The following is a 20,140-nucleotide window of genomic DNA, read 5'->3' as shown; positions in this document are numbered from 1 at the left end:
GGATCCTTCCCGCCGCCCCGGCCCCGCTTCCCCGCGCCCTACACCTCCAGTTCTAGGAGCAGAACCCCGATGTCCCGTCGCACCTCGCGCGCCCGCCTCGCCGCCGCCGTCTCCCTCGCCTCCGTCGCCGGGATGGCCGGCGCCCTCCTGGCCGCCGGACCGGCCACCGCTGCCTCGCTCTCCACCTGGGACAAGGTCGCCCAGTGCGAGGCCACCGGAAACTGGCAGGCGATCGACCCCACCGGCAGCTTCTTCGGCGGCCTCCAGTTCTCGCAGTCCACCTGGCAGGCGTACGGGGGTGCGGCCTACGCCTCGCGGGCGGACCGGGCCACCAAGCAGCAGCAGATACTGATAGGCGAGAAGGTACTCAAGGGACAGGGCGAGCGGGCATGGCCGCACTGCGGGCCGGCGTCCGGGCTCGGCGCCGACCACGCCGACCCGTACCCCGACCCGGTCCCTCCGGTGTCCAAGGCCACCGGCCCGGGTGCGGGCACCGTATTGACCGGTCCGGTCTCGCTCACCGCCTCGGTGACGGACGCGGTCGGCACCCCGACCGGCGCCACGTTTTACGTCGACGGTACGGCGGTCGGCTCGGCCACGGGCTCCGGACCCTCGTACGCGCTCACCCTGGACACCACGAGCCTGGCCGACGGCCCGCACACGCTCACCGTCAAGGCCACCAACGACGCCGGGCAGACCGGGCCGGCCTCGGCCGGGGTCTCCTTCTTCACCGCCAACCGGGCCGCCGCCACGCAAACCACCGGCGACTTCAACGGGGACGGCAAGGACGACATCGCCATCTTGTACGGCAACGGCGAACAGGCGGACGGCAGCAACCAGACCGCCTTGTGGACCCTCCTCAGCAAGGGAACGGCGGGCTTCGCCGATCCGGTCAAGGTCTGGGACAACCTCGCCTCCAGCAGCGGCTCCTGGGACTGGAACCGCTCCAAGGTCACCACGGGCGACTTCAACGGTGACGGCAAGGCCGACATCGGCGTCCTCTACAACAACGGCCGGCAGGCCGACGGCACCAACCAGACGGCCCTGTGGACTTTCACCAGCACCGGTGCCGGCTTCACCGCCCCTGTGAAGGCATGGCAGAGCACGGAGAGCTGGAACTGGGACCGCTCCAAACTCACCGCCGGTGACTTCAACGGTGACGGCAAGGCTGACGTCGGCGTCCTGTACAACGTGGGGGAGCAGGGGGACGGCACCTACCAGACGGCCCTGTGGACGTTCACCAGTACGGGTGCGGGGTTCGGCAGCCCGCAGCTCAAGTGGGACAACAACGACCGCACCACCGGATCGTGGAACTGGGACCGCTCCAAGGTCACCACGGGTGACTTCAACGGTGACGGCAAGGCCGACGTCGGCGTCCTCTACAACAACGGCCGGCAGCCCGATGGCACCAACAAGTCAGCACTGTGGACGGCCATCAGCACCGGCACCGGCTTCGGCGCACCAGTGAAGAAGTGGGAAAGCACCGACAGCTGGAACGCCGATGCCTCCAAGGTGACCGCCGGGGACTTCGACGGCGACGGCCGCACCGACATAGGGGTGCTGTACAACTACGGCCAGAACAGCCAGGGAACCAACCGTGCCTGCCTGTGGACCTTCACCAGTACCGGCACCGGCCTCAACGCCCCCACGATGGTCTGGGACAGCGCCAACCGCGGCGGTTCCTGGAACTGGTACCGCAGCGATCTCGTCTGACCGCACCACGGCAAACCGGCCCGCCGCATCCCGCCGACCAGGGAGTGAACCACCCATGCGCCTCGCATTCAGAGCGTTCCTCGTCGCCCTCTCCTCTCTCGGGCTCTTCTTCGCCTCAGCCCCCAGCCCCGCACACGCAGACACACCCGACACCGTCAACTGGCCCAGCCCGAGATTCATCACCTACAACGTCTGCGGCGCCGCCTGCGACATCTACAACGGTTCCAGGACCGCCTGGCGCGACAACGTCGTCGGCGCCATGGACGACTGGAACGCCGACCTGGTGATGCTTCAGGAAATGTGCTACGGACAGTGGACGCTGCTGCGCGACGCCCTGCAGAACCGTTCCGACGGCGGTCAGGTCTACGACTCCGTCTGGGGCGCCGCGCTGCCCACCGCGACCAAGTGCGCAAAATGGGGTTCCGACACCCGCTACGGCCTGGCCATCTTCTCCAAGGGCAGCCCCGGCTCGATCAACAACGGCAGCCGCAGCGTCACCCTGCTCGCGAACCCGGCTCAGGGCGAACAACGCATCCTGCTGTGCGCCCGGGCCGCCGTCGGCGAACGCACGGTCCGTGCCTGCAACACCCACCTCGATTTCAAGGGGGACAACCCGAGCGCACAGGCCACCCAAGTGGCCGAGGTGACACGCGGGTACGCAGACCAAGGAGATCCGGTGGTGCTCGCCGGAGACTTCAACATGCTCCCCAAGGACCCGCGCATGGCTCCCCTCTACCAGCACGGCGGGGGAACAGGGGTCTTCCAGGAAGTCGACGAGAACGACAAATCAGAGTTCACCGGCTCGGAGTGCCCCCAGTCCGGGGACGTTTGCCGCAGCGGTGAGGCCACCGTCGAGCGGGCCAGCGGCTGCTCGCCCCACGCAAGTCCCGAAGGCAAGATCGACTACATTTTCCTGAGCTACTACTGGTTCCAGACCGTGCGCGGGGACGCGGCCGCTTGCACCCCGGGCATGTCGGACCATCACCTGCTGCGCGGCGCCGCAGCCTGGGAACACTGACGCATCACCGTACAGCCGTGACCGATGGGGCCTGTCCAGTAACTGATCATTTCAGAATGAGTTTGGCTCAGGGGCTGGGCAGTTGGGCTGGTGGGCGGCAGAGTGCTGCAGGTGTCGGATGATCTTGTACCTGATGACCTTTGGGATCGCGTCGCCCCGTTGCTCCCGCCTCGACCGCCGCAGCGCCGGCGGATGATCGTGCGGCTCTGCGCGGGATCGTCTACGTCCTGAGCACGGGCGTGACCTGGGCGGACGTGCCGACCGAGGCAATCGGCCGCAGGGGGTGACGTGCTGGCGGCGCCTGCGGGACTGGACCGAGGCCGGCGTCTGGCCCCATCTGCACGCGATCCTCCTCGCGGAACTCCGCAAGGCAGGTCTGCTGGACATGGACGACGCCGCGATCGACGGCTCGCATGTCAGGGCCCTGAAAGGGGGGCTCACACCGGACCTTTGCCGGTCGACCGCGCGCGGCCTGGCAGCAAGCACCACCCGATCACCGACCGCCACGGAACGCGCCGTGTCTCTGACCAGCGGAAACCGGCACGACGTCACCCAGCTCATGCCCCTGCTGGACACCATCCCCGCCGACGCAGTCCCGCGCGCGCCTCAGCTCCCCTTCGGACCATCGGCGCTGGAGGCAGATCGGCTCGGTCTGCTTGAGGACGCGGGCACCTGACCCGGACGTGCGCAGTCGGTTCGGGTCATCCTGATACGAGTCCTGACCGACACGATCCTCCCCTACACCGACACCGTCCTGCGCGGACGCAAGGAGTGCCTGACCGACTGGCAGGTGGAGGTCAACCACGCCATCAAGGAGACCGGCCTGTCCTTCAACACCGACGCCGTCCTCGCCGTGCCGACCAAGACCAGCGAGGTCCGCCTCTTCGCACTCGGCAACGGGTCGATGAGCCGGCCCTGCCTCGCCAAGGAGGTCTGGGACTGCGAGCGCTACGCCGGGCACCGCGTCTTGCAGGGAGCCTGCGGCACCATCGGTAGGACGTACCCGTTCTGGCAGCGCCGCCGCTACACCCGCTCGAAGACCTTCCTGCGGCTGCACGTCGTCCTGGCGGGCAGGGCCGAGCACCTCCTCGACAACCGCCTCCAAGCGCTCACCGCCGCCGTGCAGGGCATCACCTTCGAGGTGTGGGCCACCACCCTGCCCGATTTCAGCGCGGCGAGCTCTGGTACGAGATCGGCGTCGACTACCCGCACCGGCGCAGCGTCCGCTACCCCGAAGCCGTCGGCCGCTGACCGGAGCTGGGCAAGCCCAAGGGGAGCCTGGGCAAGCCGCCCCGAACACCGGCTTGCCCATTTGGTCGGGGCCCGCTGGCAGTGCGGCGTAGGTCACGGGCCGCCGGAGGCTTCCCAGCGAGGCCGCGGCTGACCGATGACGGGGTGACCGATGACCGGTTACCGCCTCGGCGGGAGTTGCATGGGCCGGTCACGGCGCTGACGTGCTGTTTGACCGGTCGCGGGAAACGGATCGGTCACGCCCGGCCCGCTGATCGGTCACGGGTTCCGCTGGGCAAGCCCTCGGCACAGCGGCATCCTTCCCACCCGCCCCACAGGGCAAGCCAGTTCAGATGTCACCCGATCGTGCGGCAGACCCGAATCCCCCCACCTCGTACTCACATGGCCTCAGAGTTGTTCATCGCAACTCCCCAGACCTGCCCCCGTGCTGCCCCTAGGGTCTAGCCGCGTAGCAGGGTGATCTGCCGGGCAGCCTGCACTCGAGAACGATGCGCGAAATGGCGATGTCAGCGGGCCCACGTACCTTTCGGTTGACCGCCCGGCCGGGCGGCGAGGAGGGGTGAGACATGCAGTGGGTCGGGGACGCTCGGCTGGCAGCCGGGCCTGAGGCCACCTGGTACCTCGAGACGGCTTTCACGCCCGGCGCTCAGCTAGGGGCGGTGTATGACGATCCGACAACGCCCATAGTTGTGACGGGGACCGAGGAGGTGACCACCATGCGCGTACCCAGCGGCCGTCTTGTCGTCGATGCTCCGTGGGACGACGACGACGTCTCGAAGTACGAGCGAGGGCAGCCGACGAGGCCCCCGCGCGAGCTTGCGGTGAGCATTCCCCCGGGCGTCTACCGAGTGGAGATCGCGTGGACGGCGGGCCCGTACGAGTTCCTCGGCGAGTACTTCGACGGTGTTGAGTGTGCCGCGACGCGCCTGTGTATCAGCGACGACCCTGTGATTATGTGGGAGATGGGCCTGGGCGTCGACGACGACATCGACCGGCTTCAGCCAGGCAAGCCACCCCAGTTCTATGCCGACGCCAATGTGGGCTGCTTCGCCGACGCAGGTGCGTGGACGACTTTGTCCGCGCCGTTTCGCACATTCAAGGACGGCCGACCGGTACCGCGCGAAATCGAACGAATGCCCGGCTGGTGCGAGCGGGTACGTGACGAGTCGCAGCAAGCCGATCTGGTCACGTTCACGGCCGATTCGGGCGGCGTCGTCTGGTTGGGCCGCACCAAGACCGGCGACGTGGCCACGATCGTCGTCACCAGCGGCATGCCCGGCGCCAAAGCGTGACGTAGCACCCACCGGCCAGGCGCTCGCCGGGCCTCCCCACTCTCTTGAGAGCTTGATCAAGTGAGCGACGAGCCGGCGGGATGGGTCCGGAAGTCCGGGGAGCGCCGTCCGGGACGCGGCGGCCCGGAGTCGGCCGACACCACCTCGCTGGCCGTAGACCAGGTTCATGAGCACAGACAATCAGGAGAACCCGTCCGGACCTGAGTGCCACGATCCCAGCGCCATGTGGCGCGCACTGACCCGACTTCACGCAGCCACCGTGACGAGCCACGACTTCACCGACTACATCCGCCACCTCGGCGACCGCACCGACCTGTTCCTCGCCGTCGCCGCCCACACCGGCGCCCGCCGCGCCATCTACCCGGGCAGCTACCTTGACCTCACCCCCTCCTGCGCCCTGCCGGACGTCACCTACCTCGACTCCGACACCCGGGCCTGCAAGGCCTTCGCTGACTCGCCGCCCTCGAACTGGCCAGCCTGCACCGGCACTACCCACAGGACCCGGCGATCGCATTCGTAGCCGGCGACTACGCCCGCACCCTGAGCGAACTCCCCGCAGCGGGATGGGACCTGGCTATCTCCCTCTACGCAGGGCCCGTCTCCGAACACGTGGCCCGGTGCCTGAAACCCGGCGGCTGGCTCCTGGTCAACAGCAGCCACGCCGACGCCGGCCTGGCCCACCTCAACCCGGCCTACCGGCTCGCCGCCGCAATCCACCACCGCGCAGGCCGGTGCGGAGCGGGAGTGGCTGCTGGACATCGAGGCCGGGTGCGGCGGCACGGAGGTGGAGTTCATCCCGGTCCCGTAGGCCTGCCGCGGGTCGAGGGCCGCCACCCGTCCGGGGTGGCGGACCTTCGCGATACCGGCGAGCAGGCGCGGGTTCCGGTGTCTGTGTCCGGGGCTACAGGAAGCGGTGGAGCGGCTCGGCGGCGAAGGTGCCTTCGGGCAGGACTGCGCCGGTGAGTTCGAAGTGCTTGGGTCCGTTCGCCGCGGTGTGGGTGACGACGGTGCCGGCGGGGCCGGTGCTGTCGAGGTGCTGGGGCTGGCCGTCTTCTCCTGGAAACCAGGGACGCAGCACCATGACCGAGGACGACATCGCTACCGCGAGCGGCCTGCCCGTGTACACCTGGCGGCGCCGCCACGGCGCCGACTTCCGCGCCCGCGTCCCCGTCCTCAACCCGTGTGAGAGGCTGCGCCTCTACGACGCCGCGCAGGCCACCGCCTACATCAAGGGCGCCCCCATCCCCGCGAGTCCGGCCGGTGACGCGGTCCACCGCAACACGGAGGAGCGGCCATCGGGAAGCTGAAGCAGTTCGGAGCCGTGGGCCCCCGGGTATGACAAGCGCGGATACGTCTACCTCGCACCGTCACCGCTGCGGCAGTCGTCATCTGGCCCCGCTCGTGACCGGCCGGAGCCTCTGGGGGCGACAATGGGTGTTCGAACCGGGGGGCACAGCAGTGTTCGCCCGTTCCATGTCAGGGGGAGCTATGCAGCGGGGCGAAGTCTGGCGGGCCGATTTCGGCGAGCGGTGCCTGGTCGTGCTGCTCTCGGGGGAAGAAGCATCCGAGTTCCGGGCGATGCAGGTCGTCGCTCCTGCGGCCACCGAGCTCAGCGGTATAGCCGCTGAGCTGGCAGTAGGAGCCTGCGAAGGATCCCCTCTTGAAGGTGTGTTGCGGGTTGCTCTTCCGCGTCCAGGCCTGATCCCCTGCACGTGGCAGGTCACCCTCACCCGGGAAGACCTGATCGAGCGGATGGGAGCCCTGTCGTCCGCGAAGCTCGGCGAGCTCCAGGATCTCCTGCTCCTCGGAGGACTTGAGTAGGCGCTCGTGGGACAGCGGTCACCCGCTACGACCGACGCATACGTCCAGCCCGTCACCGACTCCGAAGCGGGCCGGCTGCCAGCGGTGGGCCATACCGTCGCACTGCGCCCGGAACAGGCACCCCGGTCGCCGATCGCATGACCGCCGCCGACGCGCGGCACCCATGGGCCGGCGTGCGCTTCACCGCGCCACCTCTGACCAGTGTCAAGGTGTCGGTGGCCGCTTGGACGGCGGGCGGCCGCCGGCACCGCACCCCAGGGTCGGAAGGCGAGCACCGTAGTGGTATCGGCCTTCCGGCATGGCATGGCGATGCACAGCTTTCGAATCGTCTCGCGGAAACCCGTACGCTGAGCCTGTAGCAAGGCATCAGTGACGGTCACCAGCAGTAGCCGGATTTGCCCTGCGTGAGGCCCGTTCAGGGCGCTGGCCGTGTGCGAGCTGCCTGGGTCAGGTAGTCCTGGGCCTGAGCCACGTTCGAGGCCAGGTCGGCGGCTGAATCGAGCACCAGCCGATGGTCTGTCCAGGGCTCGTACTCGGCCCGCCGTTGCCGGACTGCTTCCCAGGTCGGCTCCTCGAAGCCTTCGATGCCCCGGGAGCGGCACTCCAGCCGCTGGCGGTGCAGCCGCGAGTCGGAGCACACCACTTCGATGAACGCGATGGGCGCCTGGTGTCGGTCGGCCAGCGCTCGCCACTGCCGGCGTGCCCCCTGCACTGCGTTGACCGCGTCGATGATCACGCTCTGGCCCAGCCCCAGCACGGTGTCGGCGACGGCCTCGGCCACCAGGTAGGCCGCCAGTCCCGTGGGCTGAGTGCGCTCCATGCCGGCCCGCCACATCGCGGCCTCGATCGGATCGACCGACACCACCGCGGCGGGCAGCATCCGCCCCAGTTCCTGGGCGACGGAGCTCTTTCCCGCCGCAGGAAGACCGGCCATGGCAATCAGCATGGCAGCACTCTCGCACACCCCTTGGGTGCCCCGGCGGTGCCGTGACAGCGCCTGGTGGCGCAGGGCAAGACGGTGCGCGCGGATCCACTATCGAAAAGCGTGTGAAGAAGCGGCGCGAGCGCGCCGGGGACGCGAGGGGCTCGGCGGCGGCGCGGTGTGACGGGGGCACGATGTTCCGTCCCTGGCCGAAGGAGCCGGCTTCCGTACCAGACTGACGGTTCCTGTAGCGGGTCTGTTACAGAGAGTTGTTTCGTCGGGGGTGGTGGGGGCACGCTTCTTGCTTGTGGCCCCGTGCGTTGATGTCGCCGCTTGCGGGGTGAGCTTTGGGGGCGTGAGGGGGACGGGATGGGCTGGCTCAGTAGTTGGTGGAGTGGTCTGCATGTGTCCGTGAAGGTCGCGGTCCTCGGACTTGTGGGGGTGATCATCGGGGGCGTGTTCTCGCTGTGGACCGGCGTTTTCAGCGGCAAGAGTGACCGCCTTGCTGACAAACCCGCCCCCTCCGCCTCTCCCTCCGCGTCCGCACCGCATCCGAGTCTCTCCTCCAGCGGCTTGCCTGCTCCCGGCCCGGATCAAGGCCTGCCCGCCTGTGGTGACAAGCCAGGATTGGACGTGACGATCGAGCCCAAGCAGCTGACGGTCGCGTCGGACGGGTCTTTGACCGCCGAGGTCAACTGCAACCTTCAAGAGGGATGGCATCTGACGTGGATGGTGCAGCTCGATGGCGTCGGCAAGCCAGTGCCGCATACGAACTATTACCCCAAGGATGATCTGACGCGGCCCGGCCCGTACACCTTCGATGTTCACCTGTCCTCGTCCGAGCCCGGTTCTGCCCGCACGATCTACGTCGTTCTCATGGACGGCTTCGCCTACCGTCAGCTGAGTGAAAACCGCAACCCGGACGGATCGCTCCTGAAGCTCCCGAACGGTGCACGCAAGGTCTCCAACTCGGTTCTGGTCAAGCGCTACTGACCTGCCCCGGCACTGGAGCGAGGTTCGGGCATTGATCGGCTCGACGGCATATCCGCAGGCCGACGGAATTCCCGCATGCCCCAGGGAGCCCGAAGCAGCCGGGACTGGAGCCGGCTAACGCAGCGTCTGCTCGTCGCTTTGCTGCCGTGGTCCGTCCTGGCTGCGGGCATCCTCCGGACGATGGATGTTGTCGGCGCGTAGCCCGGCGCTGTCGTGGGTGAGGTCGAAGAGGACTCTGTCGCCGGGACGCAGGCGGGGCCCGTTTCCGCGAATGGCCTTGGACTCGGCCTGGATGTCCGGGCCGGTCCCTTCCTGGCTGATGAGACCGGTACCTCGGTCAGGGTCGAACCACTTCACGATTCCGCAGGGTGACATGCGCTGCCTCCTCATGGGCCGGATCTGGGAGCCGTTACTGTCCGCCTGCTTGCGGCTGGAGGGGAGGGCGTGTTCAGGGGCGTGATGCAGCGGATTCGGGCGTGGCTGCAGGTGGCGGGCGCCCCTCGTGGTGGGCGGAGGCATGGGAGCCGCTGGTTCTTACGCCGGCGAGTCATGGTTCGCGTGCTTTTGACTGGATGACTGCTGGATTGTCCGCTGTGCCATGCGGGCTGCTTGCGCGTGGAGGTGCGGGGGATGCGTTAGAGGAACGGGCGGTGCCAGTGTTGGGCGTCAACCCTCGCCTCCGCATGTCACCCAGGGTGCCGAACGCCGTGCTTGTGGTCCCGGGTGGTGGCTGGCGGGGCTATGGTCGACTCAGTCCGCATCCATAGGGCGTGCGCGGGCGAGGCTCGGTGACCAGAGCGCTCTGGTGGCAGTAGCACCGGGCCATCCCACCACCTTCTGGACCGAGGCCCAGCGTCCGTGAACGGCTCGATCTGGTCGGGCCAGCCCACTGTTGAACGGCACGAGCCGTGATCTGGTCCAGGCTGCATCGCCTGCCTGCCTGCCTGCCTGCGCTGCAGGGTCAGGTCCGGCGATGGGCCTGGAAGACGGCTTGACGTCTGGGGCCGGCGGCGGAGGCCGCCCTGCGGCGAGCCGTGCCGGGCGAGGGCCTGACCGCATGCATTCTGGTGGTGTGTTCAGCATCCCGAGGCGCGGGTCGGCTGAGTGTGGGCCCGGGGAGCGACGGCTCCCCGGGCCTGTTCTCGTCCTTCGTGCGCGGGGTTCACGCTCTCGCCGGGACCAGGTCGGCGTCGGCCTTCACGGCGCGACAGAGCCCGGCCGGGGTGTCTCGGGGCGCCTGGTCGGGCTCTGCGTGCGTGGGATGACTGCTGGTCAGGAGGGCTCGTCGCGCACGTCGCGCTCGTCGCGGTGCAGGTCCGCTAGTGACGGATGGGTCACGGCCCGCCACGGCGTCCGGCTTGGGGTCGTTGGGCTGCTCATGGACCGAAGAATCGTTTCAGCGCCGAGGGGGTTTCGCCGATGTGGAGGCGGTGGATTCACCGATCTACGTCGCCCTCGAGTGGCAATGGCGCCAGGAGGGCCGAGAGGCTTCCGGCAGTGCCGGTGAATCTTGAACCGCTCGTCCGGTCAGCCACGGTGGAACAGGTCTGCGTCTCCTGGCAGGCGCCTGCCCCTTGGCCCGGCCCGGAAAGGGGCTGGAGGGGCGCTTCCGGGTGATGAGTGCACGTGCGCCGGGTGTAAAGGGCAGGTGGTCGGGGGATTGTCACGGCCATGAACACGCAAGACAGCCCGCGCGCGGACGGAGACTTCGACGTCCTTGGCGTCTATGTGGAGACCTTGCGGGCTCGAATGACTCCGCTGCGGTTCCGTACCCTGGTGAGGGCCGTTGACACGACATGCGGCCTGGTGTCCGACGAGCCGGCCGGCACTGTGACGGTGCCCGGCGACGGCTTCCTTCCCGAGGATCTTCGCCGGGGGTACATGTCCTTGCTGGCGGTCATGATCACAGGGCGCATCGACCACCGACTCGTCGAGGTCCCAGCCCCTGGCGGACCATCGGGGTGGGTGGTGCTTGAGGCCGGTGCCGCCCACGACCCGGCCGCTCAGCAAGCCGCCTGTCACACGGTCGCCCACCGGCACGGCGAGCGGCCATCCATTTGCTGACGAGCTGGAAGGCATCGCCCGCGCGAGCGGCCTCGGTCCCCACTGAACCCCGGCGCGGTGCGCCCGGTGCCCGGCCATAGCGCCCGCGCTCTGGCCGCCTTCCGGGTGTCTCCTGAGGTTGCGGTGTTCATGGGTGGTGGGCTTGGAGGGCGTGGGCGCCCGCGGCGATGACGTCGGCAAGCTGGTTGGCGACGGCAGTGCCGCATCCTCCAAGCCGTACGAAGGCACGGTCGCCGGCCGGTCCGTCGCTGCCGAGCGAGGGAAGGATCAGGCCGACGAGTGCGAGGGCGGCTTGGAGGTTGGCGACGGCTTCCGCGCCGCCTTGGCTACGCAATTGGTGCAGTGACTCTGCGTGGGTGGGCTCATGGGGCATGGTGTCGTCCTCTCGTAGGCGATGCCGCGAGCTGCCGGCAAGGCGCTCCTCCCCACTGATGCCGGGTGAGGAGGGTGGCAGCCCCGGAGCCGTGGGGGCTGGGAGTCTGCCGCTGTGCACGTCGTTGGGCCACCGGGTTCAACGACAGGCCCCGGCCCGTGTCACTGCCCAGTGGTACCCGGGCGGGCCTCGCCCTCTTCCCGAGTGCTCGGCAGCTGATCAACTGCTGCCTCTGTCTGCCCACCTGGTGAACGGACGACCGCGGGCCGCCGGGTGATCGCCCGGAAGATCTCGTCGCGCTGGGCGGCTGTCTCTCCAGCCTCAGAAGTCTTCGAGGGCCCCGGGGATCCTCGCCCGTGTGGCGGCCGGTCGCCGTGGGACTGGCCGCGGGCCTGGGTGCCGCTCACCCGAGCCGGATTTTCTCAGGCAGGTGACCGCCGCGCGATGGTGTCAAGCCGAAGCTTCGGGCGTCCGCAGCGGGACCCGGCCGGGGAGGCATCGCCGGGCCGAGCCCCGCTTTGCGTGGACCACCCATCGCCCTGCCGCGCCACGCACGGGCCCGGAACGCTTGCCGTGTGGCGGTGTGTAGGCCGGTCGGGGGAATCGCGCTGCACACCGACCCGGTCGTGGCCTGTGCCGTCACGGCCCAGCGAACAGCGAAAGCGACGACGCGCAGGGGCAGCAGACGTTCTTGATGCGCGCCTCGCGGGGTCGCCGTCGTCGCTAACGGATGGTTTCACCGCCGATCAGCAGACGGCTGCCGCCAGAGCGCTCTGGTCACCGGGCTTCGCCCGCGCAGGCCCGATCGACGTGGACTGAACCGACCCCAGCCACGGCCGAGCTTTGGCGCCTCCTGTGAGGCCAAGACCACCGGCGAGCGGGCCGCCCCAGCACTCCACGGACCGGGGCCCGGTGTTCCGGGGCTGTCTTCTGGTGCGGGCCACCCCGCTCTGCCGGACCGAGGGAGCGCGCCCGCATTGATGCACTGCCGGAGAGGCGCTTGGTGCACCGTAACGGCGTGCCTGCGGTCCGGCGCTCACTGCCGGTCCGCTGCGCGGGGTATGGGGTCTGTGCGGGTGGTTCCGGGAGTTGCGGGGGCGGGTCGAAGATGTGTGTCGCCGGCGGATCGGTTGGGATTGGGCATGGTGAGGAGCCCACCTGCCGCGTCGGTGGTCTTTTCTCCTTGAGGTGCTGTCGGCCGGCCGTCGGCTGCCGTCACACGTCGCCGTCACGCAGCCGGCCGGCAGCACTTGCTCACCCTCCGCTGGCGTCCGGCCCGGTAGCCGACCATCGACGACCCGGTCGCCGCCGTCATGGACAAGGAGTCTGTCTGTGACGGTAACCAGAGCCTGCGGATGGTTGCTTCTGGTGAGAGCCCGCCGCCCGCTGGCCAGGGATATATCGGTCGGTGTCGGTGAAGACTCTTCGCATGCCTGAAGGCCCCGAGGAGCTTGTCGACGCCATTGTTGTCGCCGTGCGGGCGGGAGATGACCGCCGTATCGGTCTTCTTCTCGACCGGTTCAAGGAAGTGGCGGGCCTTTGTCACCTGATACGGCTGCGTGAGCGGCTGTGCCGTGTGAGCGTGCTGCGGAAGTGACGGGCACTGGTGGTCGGGCCGGCACCCAGGATCCATGCGGAACTGCTCCGCGACGAACGCGGCCACCGGCGCGGGTTTCCGTAACCGGCGTCACGGTGGCCCCGCCCTTCCTCGGCCTTCCCTGGTGCATCAGCGTGTGGAAGCTGATGCACCAGGCTTGTTTTGTCCGGTTGGGTGGGTCGTGCAGCCTCAGTGGTCGGCCATGCGGCCAGCGGTCTGCGCGGGAGGGCGTCATCCCCGCCGTCGCCCCGACGCGACCGGGCGCCCTCGGCGCCGCGTGGCGAGGGTTTCGCGGCCCCTCCGCGATGTGTCCAGCGCTATAGGGGGTTTCTCCGTGAAGGCGAGTAGTAGGTGGCTCCGGAGACTCGGCTCACTTCGATGTCAGCCCCGACTGGGATGCTCCTGCGCATGAAGGAGAAGGTCATGCCCACTTTCACTCAGATCACCGGGACACATGAGGTCCCTTGCGGCCTGAGGCGTCAGCTGGTCGATTGCTGGATCGCAGTCACGAATGCGGGTGGTGCTGCGGGTTTTCCTTTCCCGCCGGTCCATGACGATGACGTCGCGCCGGTCGCAGACGAGCTCCTCAGCCATCTCGACCCGTCGCGCAGCCGCCTCATCATCGCCAGGTTCGGTGAGGCCCTTGCCGGATGGGTTGTCCTCAAATGTGATCCCTTTCGGCTCGTCGCACACTGGGGAACGGTCCACCACCTCCAGACCCACCCCGGCTTCCGCAGCCGTGGTGTTGGCTCCGCTCTCATGCGAGAGTTGCGGACGGTGGCCCGTGACGAGCTGGGGCTTGAGCAGCTCCGTCTCACGGCCCGGGGGAGAGAAGGGTTGGAGGACTTCTACGGCCGCCTGGGATGGCGGGAGGTAGGCCGCTGGCCCAGCGCCTTGCGCCTCGCACCAGACGACACCCGAGACGAGGTCCTGATGCTCCTCGATCCCCTCTGACCGACCACCCCTGAGGGGTTCCTTTCGATCACTCGCGAGCCCAGATGAGGGTGGCGGCGAGGTGGAAGGCAGCCTGGTAGACGATGGCCAGCTTGTCCGTCCGCACGGCCAGACCGCGCCACTGCCCGAGCCGGTCGATGCACCGTTCGACTGAGTTGCGCTGCCTGTATGTCTCGGCGTCGAAGACGGGTGGCCGACCGCCGGTTCGGCCTCGTCGCAGACGGTGGCGGATCTGGTCGGAGGGCTGAGGGATGAGTGCTCGGATTCCGCGTCGGCGGATATGGCTTCGGATCGCGCGGGATGGGAACGCGCGGTCCGCCAGGACGGCGTCTGGTCGGGTCCTCGGTCTTCCCGGCCCGCTTCGCGGAACACGAATGCCGGTCATGACGGCCTCGAAGGCTGGTGCGTCGCCCGCCTGGCCCGCGGTGACCCGGAGGGCCAAGGGTCGTAAATGGTTGTCGCTGGCGAGGTGGACTTTCGTGCCGAGGCCGCCGCGGGAACGTCCGAGCGCATGGTCGTCAGGCTCAGCCCGATCTGGCGCCCCTCTCTTCTGGATCCGGCGGCGTGCTCGTGCGCTCGGCAGACGGTGGAGTCAACCGACAGGTCCAGCCGATGCCGACAGCCCCGTCGACCACTGCCCACGGTCAGAGCTGGGGACGTTCGTCCGTACGTAACCGGGGAGAAAGGCCTCTACGCCGACAGCCGTTTGCGAGCGGTCCGTGACGAGCCCAGCTCATCTGACAGGTCCCGCCAGGGCGAGCCGGTGCGGTACTTCCATGCGATGGCCTCCAGGGTTCGGCTGTGATCGGCCCATCGCCGACCGCGGACCGGATTGGCCGACATCCAACTCGATGCGGTCCCACATCGCATCAGTGATCACCAACCGGACGGATACATCTGATCAACCGACAAGCGAATCAGGGAGGCGTGCTCTGGCTCGGGGCGGACGAGCTCGTGGCGCAGGTAGGTGGCCGTGTCCCGGCTGGGATTGTCGGCTTGAATGGGAAAGGGGTTGCGCTCAGGGTGGGCGGGGGTTTGAGTTCGGTCTGTGACTGCTTTGAATGATCTTGTGCGGCCGGATCGATTCCCGCGTTCTTCCCGCTACGATCCGGCTTGGCTGGTGGGCTTGGACATGGGCCCGAACCCGTTGTGGCTCCTGGAGGACCTGGCCCGGGATCTGGATCTGCGGCCTGGGATGCGGGTCCTTGACCTCGGCTCCGGCAAGGGCGCCACGTCCGTCTTCCTGGCCCGGGAATTCGGAGTGGACGTCGTCGCCGCCGATTGGTGGATACCCGCGAAAGATGCGGCTGCCGTCTTCGCGGAGTCGGGGGTCGCCGACCGCGTGACGGCGGTACGGGCGGAGGCCCACGCCCTGCCGTTCGAGGCGGAGAGCTTCGACGCGATCGTGAGCATCGATGCATTCGAATACTTCGGCACCGCCGACAGCTACCTGCCCTATCTGGCCCGCTTCCTCCGCCCCGGTGGTCAACTCGCGGTGGCGACTCCCGGCATGACCCGTGAGGTCCGCGATCTCGGCATGATCCCGCCCCACATCAAGCGTGTGGTCGGCTGGGAGGCCATCGCCTGGCACACGGCGCAGTGGTGGCGGTTCCACTGGGAGATCACCGAACTGGTGGACGTCACGTCCGCACGGTTCCAAGAGGATGCATGGCGGGACTGGCTCTTGTGGGCTCGTGCGTGCGCCGAGCACCAGCCGGACGGTGAAAAGGCCAACCGGCCGGTGATCGACATGCTCATCGAGGACGGCGGGGAGTACCTCTCGTTCGCCCTGGTGACCGCACGCAAGCGGTAGTACGCGGCAGCCGCCGTGGCTCGACCGTCTTCCGAACGCAAGCCGTTGCGGGACTGGGCGAGCGCGGGAAGCCCGCCCGGCAGGATCGGGCTGACGCACTCCGGTCTGAGCCCGGAGCTCTTCACCTGGTCTGCTACGGTCGCCTCGGCGCGACAGGCGCGAGAACACGCTTCTGGTGCAGGGAGGTTGATGAATATGGCCGTCAGTGGCCTTTCTCAGCATGCCCATTTCCGGTCCGCGCGCTGAAGTGACGCGACGCGGTCCGGGTCGTTCCCACGACCAGGAGTCACACGTGCATTCCTCTCTTTCAAAGGACCTCACCGAGCTGATCACCGAGCGGCTCGTCTTGCGTACTTGGACCGCTGCCGAAGCCACGGCCGTCCTTGGCAGCGCGGGCGGCGCCCGGCCAGCCGACTGGGCCGCAGACTTCCCCTCCGAAGGCGACAGCGTCATCGCGAGCCTCCTCGGCGACAACGCCGCATGGCTCGGCACCTACGGCCATCGGCTGATCACCGAACGAGACACCAGTCTCATCATCGGATCGATCGGCCTGTTCTGGCCGCCCACTGAGGGGGTCCTCGAGCTCGGGTACGGGGTCGTCGCCTCCCGCCGCGGCCGGGGCTACGCCACCGAGGCCACCCGGGCACTCGCCGCCTTCGCCCTCACCGCGCCCGCCGTCCACACCGTGGCCGCCGGCGTGGAGCTCTCGAACCCGGCCTCCGTCCGCGTCCTGGAGAAAGCTGGCTTTGAGCGGTACACCACCACGACCGAAGACGCCGAAGAAACTGCCCGCTTCGCGATCACCCAGCACAGCAGCCCCGGCAAGTAGACGCCCTGGGCCGGCGGCCCCCCGCCGGCCCACCGGACTCGACCATTCGCTCCATCCGATCGACGGTAGCCCTCTGGCGGGAAAGCGCTTTGAGTGGCCTGGCGTCCTGCCGCGCGGGCCGCTGAGTCGTCGGGCCTCTGTAAGAGGCGGGCCTCCTGGGATCGATGCAGGCGCGAAGACTTCTTCGAATCGCATACGGGAGTGCGAAGAATTACGCAGAACGGTTGTTACTCGATCAACTGGTCCGGTCGGGTGAGGCGGGCCGGGAGTGCGCTGGGTGGTGCGCTGGAGTGCATCGTTCCGGATTGTGGTTGGCGGTGCGGGTGGGTGTAACGGTCAGTGAATGTCAGGGTCGCGCCTGGCTGGGATGTGTGTGGTGTGCAGGTGAGTGTGACGGGAATGTCCGGGTGCGGTAACCGGGACTGGCGGGGGCTGCAGCCGGTCGTGTGCCGGGTCGAGAGTGGAGCCCTCAGCCCGTCCGGGCCGGGAACCCGCACCGCCCTTACCAGCTTGTTTCGGCTGGTTGAGCGCTGTTCTTGAGGGAGCGTCACCCATGTCTTCTGCTTCTTCCTCCGTCCGCCGTATCGCCGCCACCGTCCTGGCCGCCGGAGCCGTCGTCGGCGCGGCCGCGCTGCCGGCCTCCGCGCAGGACCACGGCCAGCGTCAGCGCCCGCGGGTGGAGATCAGCCGGGTCCAGGCCGACAGCCCCGGCCGCGACGACCACTCCAACCGCTCCCTGAACAACGAGTGGGTCGAGATCACCAACACCACCCGCGACGCCGTCAACCTCCGCGGCTGGACCCTGCGCGACGCCGACGGCAACCGCTACCGCTTCGACAACGTCCGCATCAACGGCCGCGCCACCATCCGCATCCACACCGGCAAGGGCCGCGACACCCGCACCGACCTCTTCCAGAACAGCCGCGAATACATCTGGGGCAACAACGGTGACACCGCCACGCTGCGCGATGACCGCGGCCGCACGGTCGACACCGAGTCATGGGGCCGGCACCACCACTGATCCTTGCGGGTCGGTTCCCGGGGGCCGCCTGGACGGCGAGCGCCCGCCGGCGCCCGGCCCGCCCGGGCGGGAAACTGGCGGCCGGCCCGCACGCCCGTATACCGGCCAGCCACCCGGCCCGGGGCCTGACTACAGGACGCGCAGGGGGACACGGTCATGACGGCAAGGCAGCGCGTTGCCGCGTCGGTTTCCGTGCTTCGCCGGCGAGTTTGTTTCCGGCTTGGACCGAGGCTCACGGGAGGCGTGAGCGCCGCAGTGTCTGCCCGCGGCCAGAGCCGGGCAGGTCGGGCGTGTGGTGTCAGACCGGGATGATCCCGGTGTCACGTGTGAGGGGGCATCGCCGGTGAAAGGGGTGACGGCGCGCAGGCGCCGCCGGGTCGGATGCAGTGTGGTGGCGGGGACGCTGCTCGGGGCGGCCGGGTGGTGGGCGGACTGGGCGGGGTACGGGAGGGCGGGCACGGTGTTGGGGGCTTCGGCCGGGGCGGCGGTGCTGGCCGGTGCCTGGCGTACGGGCGGTCGGTACCTGTCGTGGGCCGAGGAACCGCCGCAGGACGTAGCCGCGCTGCCGCCGGAAGAGGAGACGGACGACCGGGAGCGGTAGCTACGGCTGCTGTACGCGATTGATACTGCTGGCGGCGGGTCGGGCCGGGTAGGAGAGTTGTCGGAGTTCGAGTAGATCGTGTGCCACGGCCGCGCTGGGGCCCTGGGCAGGCCGTATCCGACGCCGGGCCACGATGAGTCGCGCAAGTGAGCCGGGCGCCGCTCGCCATGCGGTCTCCGGTCGTGCCGACGATGTCTGTGCCGCTGGGCCGCGGGTGGGCCGTGGCGGTGAGGGCCATCTCGTTTTTCGGTCCCGTCAGTCCCGTCAGTCCCGTTGGTCCCGTCGCGGGGGTTCGGTGTCCGCGTACGGCGGCTCGGTTCGTATGGCGATCGTGGCGGGTCCGCGCGGGTGAGGGCGGCGCTGTTCGGGCGGCCGGTGGGTCCGGCCGCCCGTGGCTGGTCGGTGGTGGGCTTCGGCCGTGGGGTGGCGGGGTGCGATCTTGGCGTGGCGGTGGTGGGAGCGCTCGGCATCGGTGGCGATCCGGTACTGGTCGTTCGATCCTGCCCAAGGGCGGTTCCGTTGATCCCCGAGGCCGGACCCCCCTTCACGGGCCCGTCTCCCGGACGCGCGCTGCCCCGTTCCGGTGAAGTCTGACCGGTCTCGGCATGGTTTGCCCGTGTTGCTTCTAGGCTCTGGGTCGGCTTCACCATCTTTCTACCGAACGGGGAGCAGCATGGCCGAGCAGGCCGACCTCATCCTCCATGGCGGCGACATCGTCACGCTCGCTGAGCACGGCGACGAACGGGGCGAAGCGGTGGCCGTCAAGGACGGCACCATCGTCTTCGTCGGCCCCGAGCGGGAGGTGCTGGAAGGCTGGCGCGGCCCGCGCACCGTCGTGCGGGACCTCGGGGGGCGTGCCCTGTTGCCCGGGTTCATCGACGCGCACGGGCACCTCGGCGGGATCGGTCTGCAGGCCGTCATCGCCAACCTGCTGGCCGACCCGGACGGCGACGTCACCGATCTGGCCTCTCTGCAGGACAAGCTGCGCTCCTGGGCTGCGGGCCCGGTGGGTGCGGACTCCGATTGGATCATCGGCTTCGGGTACGACGACGCGATGCTCGCCGAGGGCCGGCACCCCACCCGCGACGACCTCGACGAGGTGTCCACGGACCGCCCGGTGCTCGCCATCCACCAGTCCTTCCACCTCGGCGCGGTCAACAGCCTCGGCCTGAAACGGCTCGGCTACTCGGCCGCTACACCCGACCCCGAGGGAGGGATGATCCGGCGGCGCGAACTCGCCGTCCCGCCCTCGCACGGCGAGCCCGACGGCGTGCTGGAGGAGAAGGCGTTCACCCCGGCCTCGGACCTGGCGTTCGTGGGGCTCCCGGAACGGGAGCTGCTGATGCTGTTCGCGACGGGCGCGGCCACGGCGGCGAGCTTCGGCTTCACCACGGTGCAGGAGGGCGGCACCACCCTCGCCAACCTCCAGGCTCTGCGGGACACGGCCGCCGCCGTGCCGCTCCCGGTCGACGTGGTCGCGTACGTGAAGGCCGACGAGGCCACCGCATCCCGCCTCGACGACCCGATCGGGGTGAGCGACGAGTACGTGGACGGCGTCCGCGCGGCCGGCGTGAAGCTGGTCCTGGACGGCTCGCCGCAGGGGCGCACCGCATGGCTCACCGAGCCGTACATGACGCCGCCGCCCGGAAAGCCCGAGGACTACTGCGGCTACCCGGCGGTGCCGGACGACGCGGTGGTGGCCAAGCAGATCGGTACGGCGGTCGAGCGAGGCTGGCAGGTCCTGGCGCACGTCAACGGCGACGCGGCGATCGACCAGTTCCTCAAGGCGGTCGAGGCCCCCCGGCCCGGGCCGCCGCCCACCGTGGCGCTCCCCCCGCAGACAGCCCGCCCGGGACAGGTCCAGGGGTTAGCCCCGCG

Annotated in this window: 20 protein-coding genes and 3 pseudogenes; 17 read left to right on the top strand and 6 right to left on the bottom strand. The window is 69.1% G+C overall.

Going from position 1 to position 20,140, the window contains the following annotated elements; translation table 11 throughout:
• Positions 1 to 69 precede the first annotated feature (69 nt).
• From ACFXA3_RS09320 to ACFXA3_RS09295, 6 genes and pseudogenes are all read left to right on the top strand, one after another.
• The gene (locus ACFXA3_RS09320) at positions 70 to 1,713 is read left to right on the top strand and encodes a transglycosylase family protein (RefSeq protein ID WP_385184152.1); all 1,644 of its coding nucleotides are present in this window, start codon (positions 70 to 72) and stop codon (positions 1,711 to 1,713) included.
• A gap of 55 nt (positions 1,714 to 1,768) precedes the next feature.
• Positions 1,769 to 2,731, top strand: a complete 963-nt coding sequence (locus ACFXA3_RS09315; protein WP_385184150.1) for an endonuclease/exonuclease/phosphatase family protein — start codon at positions 1,769 to 1,771, stop codon at positions 2,729 to 2,731.
• 111 nt (positions 2,732 to 2,842) lie between these two features.
• Positions 2,843 to 3,314, top strand: a pseudogene (locus ACFXA3_RS09310) (IS5 family transposase); the annotation flags it as partial.
• Between the two features lie 207 nt (positions 3,315 to 3,521).
• Positions 3,522 to 4,115, top strand: coding sequence for a hypothetical protein (locus ACFXA3_RS09305; RefSeq protein WP_385184147.1), 594 nt, complete (start codon positions 3,522 to 3,524; stop codon positions 4,113 to 4,115).
• Between the two features lie 433 nt (positions 4,116 to 4,548).
• Positions 4,549 to 5,274, top strand: a complete 726-nt coding sequence (locus tag ACFXA3_RS09300) for a DUF4241 domain-containing protein (RefSeq protein ID WP_385184144.1) — start codon at positions 4,549 to 4,551, stop codon at positions 5,272 to 5,274.
• Positions 5,275 to 5,440: 166 nt separating this feature from the next.
• Positions 5,441 to 5,794, top strand: a complete 354-nt coding sequence (locus tag ACFXA3_RS09295; RefSeq protein WP_385184141.1) for a hypothetical protein — start codon at positions 5,441 to 5,443, stop codon at positions 5,792 to 5,794.
• Between the two features lie 381 nt (positions 5,795 to 6,175).
• On the opposite strand, the gene ACFXA3_RS09290 is transcribed toward ACFXA3_RS09295, so the two are convergent.
• A complete protein-coding gene (locus tag ACFXA3_RS09290) occupies positions 6,176 to 6,355 on the bottom strand; it encodes a hypothetical protein (protein WP_385184139.1) in 180 nt (59 codons plus the stop codon).
• On the opposite strand from ACFXA3_RS09290, the gene ACFXA3_RS09285 reads away from it, so the two are divergent.
• Complete coding sequence (locus tag ACFXA3_RS09285; RefSeq protein ID WP_385184136.1) at positions 6,354 to 6,581, top strand: hypothetical protein; 228 nt, start codon at positions 6,354 to 6,356, stop codon at positions 6,579 to 6,581. The genes ACFXA3_RS09290 and ACFXA3_RS09285 overlap by 2 nt on opposite strands.
• Positions 6,582 to 6,762: 181 nt before the next feature.
• Positions 6,763 to 7,095, top strand: a complete 333-nt coding sequence (locus ACFXA3_RS09280) for a type II toxin-antitoxin system PemK/MazF family toxin (RefSeq protein ID WP_385184134.1) — start codon at positions 6,763 to 6,765, stop codon at positions 7,093 to 7,095.
• Between the two features lie 415 nt (positions 7,096 to 7,510).
• On the opposite strand, the gene ACFXA3_RS09275 is transcribed toward ACFXA3_RS09280, so the two are convergent.
• Entirely contained in the window at positions 7,511 to 8,041 is a 531-nt protein-coding gene (locus ACFXA3_RS09275) for an AAA family ATPase (RefSeq protein ID WP_385184131.1), read from the bottom strand.
• 387 nt (positions 8,042 to 8,428) lie between these two features.
• On the opposite strand from ACFXA3_RS09275, the gene ACFXA3_RS09270 reads away from it, so the two are divergent.
• The gene (locus ACFXA3_RS09270) at positions 8,429 to 9,010 is read left to right on the top strand and encodes a hypothetical protein (RefSeq protein ID WP_385184128.1); all 582 of its coding nucleotides are present in this window, start codon (positions 8,429 to 8,431) and stop codon (positions 9,008 to 9,010) included.
• Positions 9,011 to 9,124: 114 nt separating this feature from the next.
• On the opposite strand, the gene ACFXA3_RS09265 is transcribed toward ACFXA3_RS09270, so the two are convergent.
• Positions 9,125 to 9,367, bottom strand: coding sequence for a cold shock domain-containing protein (locus ACFXA3_RS09265; RefSeq protein ID WP_385184126.1), 243 nt, complete (start codon positions 9,365 to 9,367; stop codon positions 9,125 to 9,127).
• A 1,314-nt stretch (positions 9,368 to 10,681) separates the two neighbouring features.
• Here ACFXA3_RS09265 and ACFXA3_RS09260 point away from each other — a divergent pair.
• The gene (locus tag ACFXA3_RS09260; RefSeq protein WP_385184124.1) at positions 10,682 to 11,074 is read left to right on the top strand and encodes a hypothetical protein; all 393 of its coding nucleotides are present in this window, start codon (positions 10,682 to 10,684) and stop codon (positions 11,072 to 11,074) included.
• A 127-nt stretch (positions 11,075 to 11,201) separates the two neighbouring features.
• Here ACFXA3_RS09260 and ACFXA3_RS09255 read toward each other — a convergent pair whose 3' ends face one another.
• On the bottom strand, positions 11,202 to 11,408 hold the full coding sequence (locus ACFXA3_RS09255; protein ID WP_385184121.1) for a hypothetical protein: 207 nt from the start codon (positions 11,406 to 11,408) through the stop codon (positions 11,202 to 11,204).
• Positions 11,409 to 12,876: 1,468 nt separating this feature from the next.
• Between ACFXA3_RS09255 and ACFXA3_RS09250 the strand changes: the two genes are divergently transcribed.
• Together ACFXA3_RS09250 and ACFXA3_RS09245 are read left to right on the top strand one after the other, a co-directional pair.
• Positions 12,877 to 13,044, top strand: coding sequence for a hypothetical protein (locus ACFXA3_RS09250; RefSeq protein ID WP_385184118.1), 168 nt, complete (start codon positions 12,877 to 12,879; stop codon positions 13,042 to 13,044).
• A gap of 408 nt (positions 13,045 to 13,452) precedes the next feature.
• On the top strand, positions 13,453 to 13,998 hold the full coding sequence (locus ACFXA3_RS09245; RefSeq protein WP_385184116.1) for a GNAT family N-acetyltransferase: 546 nt from the start codon (positions 13,453 to 13,455) through the stop codon (positions 13,996 to 13,998).
• Positions 13,999 to 14,026: 28 nt separating this feature from the next.
• Here ACFXA3_RS09245 and ACFXA3_RS09240 read toward each other — a convergent pair.
• Positions 14,027 to 14,601, bottom strand: a pseudogene (locus ACFXA3_RS09240) (IS5 family transposase); the annotation flags it as partial.
• Between the two features lie 96 nt (positions 14,602 to 14,697).
• Positions 14,698 to 14,863 (bottom strand): annotated as a pseudogene (locus ACFXA3_RS09235) (transposase); the annotation flags it as partial.
• Between the two features lie 255 nt (positions 14,864 to 15,118).
• Between ACFXA3_RS09235 and ACFXA3_RS09230 the strand changes: the two are divergent.
• The 5 genes from ACFXA3_RS09230 to ACFXA3_RS09210 form a co-directional block, all read left to right on the top strand.
• Positions 15,119 to 15,811 carry an SAM-dependent methyltransferase gene (locus tag ACFXA3_RS09230; protein ID WP_385184113.1) on the top strand — a complete coding sequence of 231 codons (693 nt, stop codon included), beginning with the start codon at positions 15,119 to 15,121 and terminating at the stop codon, positions 15,809 to 15,811.
• A 292-nt stretch (positions 15,812 to 16,103) separates the two neighbouring features.
• Positions 16,104 to 16,640: a GNAT family N-acetyltransferase gene (locus tag ACFXA3_RS09225; protein ID WP_385184110.1), complete on the top strand. Its 537-nt coding sequence runs from the start codon at positions 16,104 to 16,106 to the stop codon at positions 16,638 to 16,640.
• A 553-nt stretch (positions 16,641 to 17,193) separates the two neighbouring features.
• Positions 17,194 to 17,661, top strand: coding sequence for a lamin tail domain-containing protein (locus ACFXA3_RS09220; RefSeq protein ID WP_385184108.1), 468 nt, complete (start codon positions 17,194 to 17,196; stop codon positions 17,659 to 17,661).
• 391 nt (positions 17,662 to 18,052) lie between these two features.
• On the top strand, positions 18,053 to 18,262 hold the full coding sequence (locus ACFXA3_RS09215) for a hypothetical protein (protein WP_385184106.1): 210 nt from the start codon (positions 18,053 to 18,055) through the stop codon (positions 18,260 to 18,262).
• Between the two features lie 673 nt (positions 18,263 to 18,935).
• Positions 18,936 to 20,140 (top strand): amidohydrolase (locus ACFXA3_RS09210; RefSeq protein ID WP_385184103.1); only part of this gene is annotated, 1,205 nt, incomplete at its 3' end.

Source organism: Streptomyces sp. NPDC059456 (assembly GCF_042750055.1).
Classification (GTDB): domain Bacteria; phylum Actinomycetota; class Actinomycetes; order Streptomycetales; family Streptomycetaceae; genus Streptomyces.
Note: the sequence above shows the minus strand (reverse complement) of the source record. Positions and strands in the feature narration are given on the sequence as shown.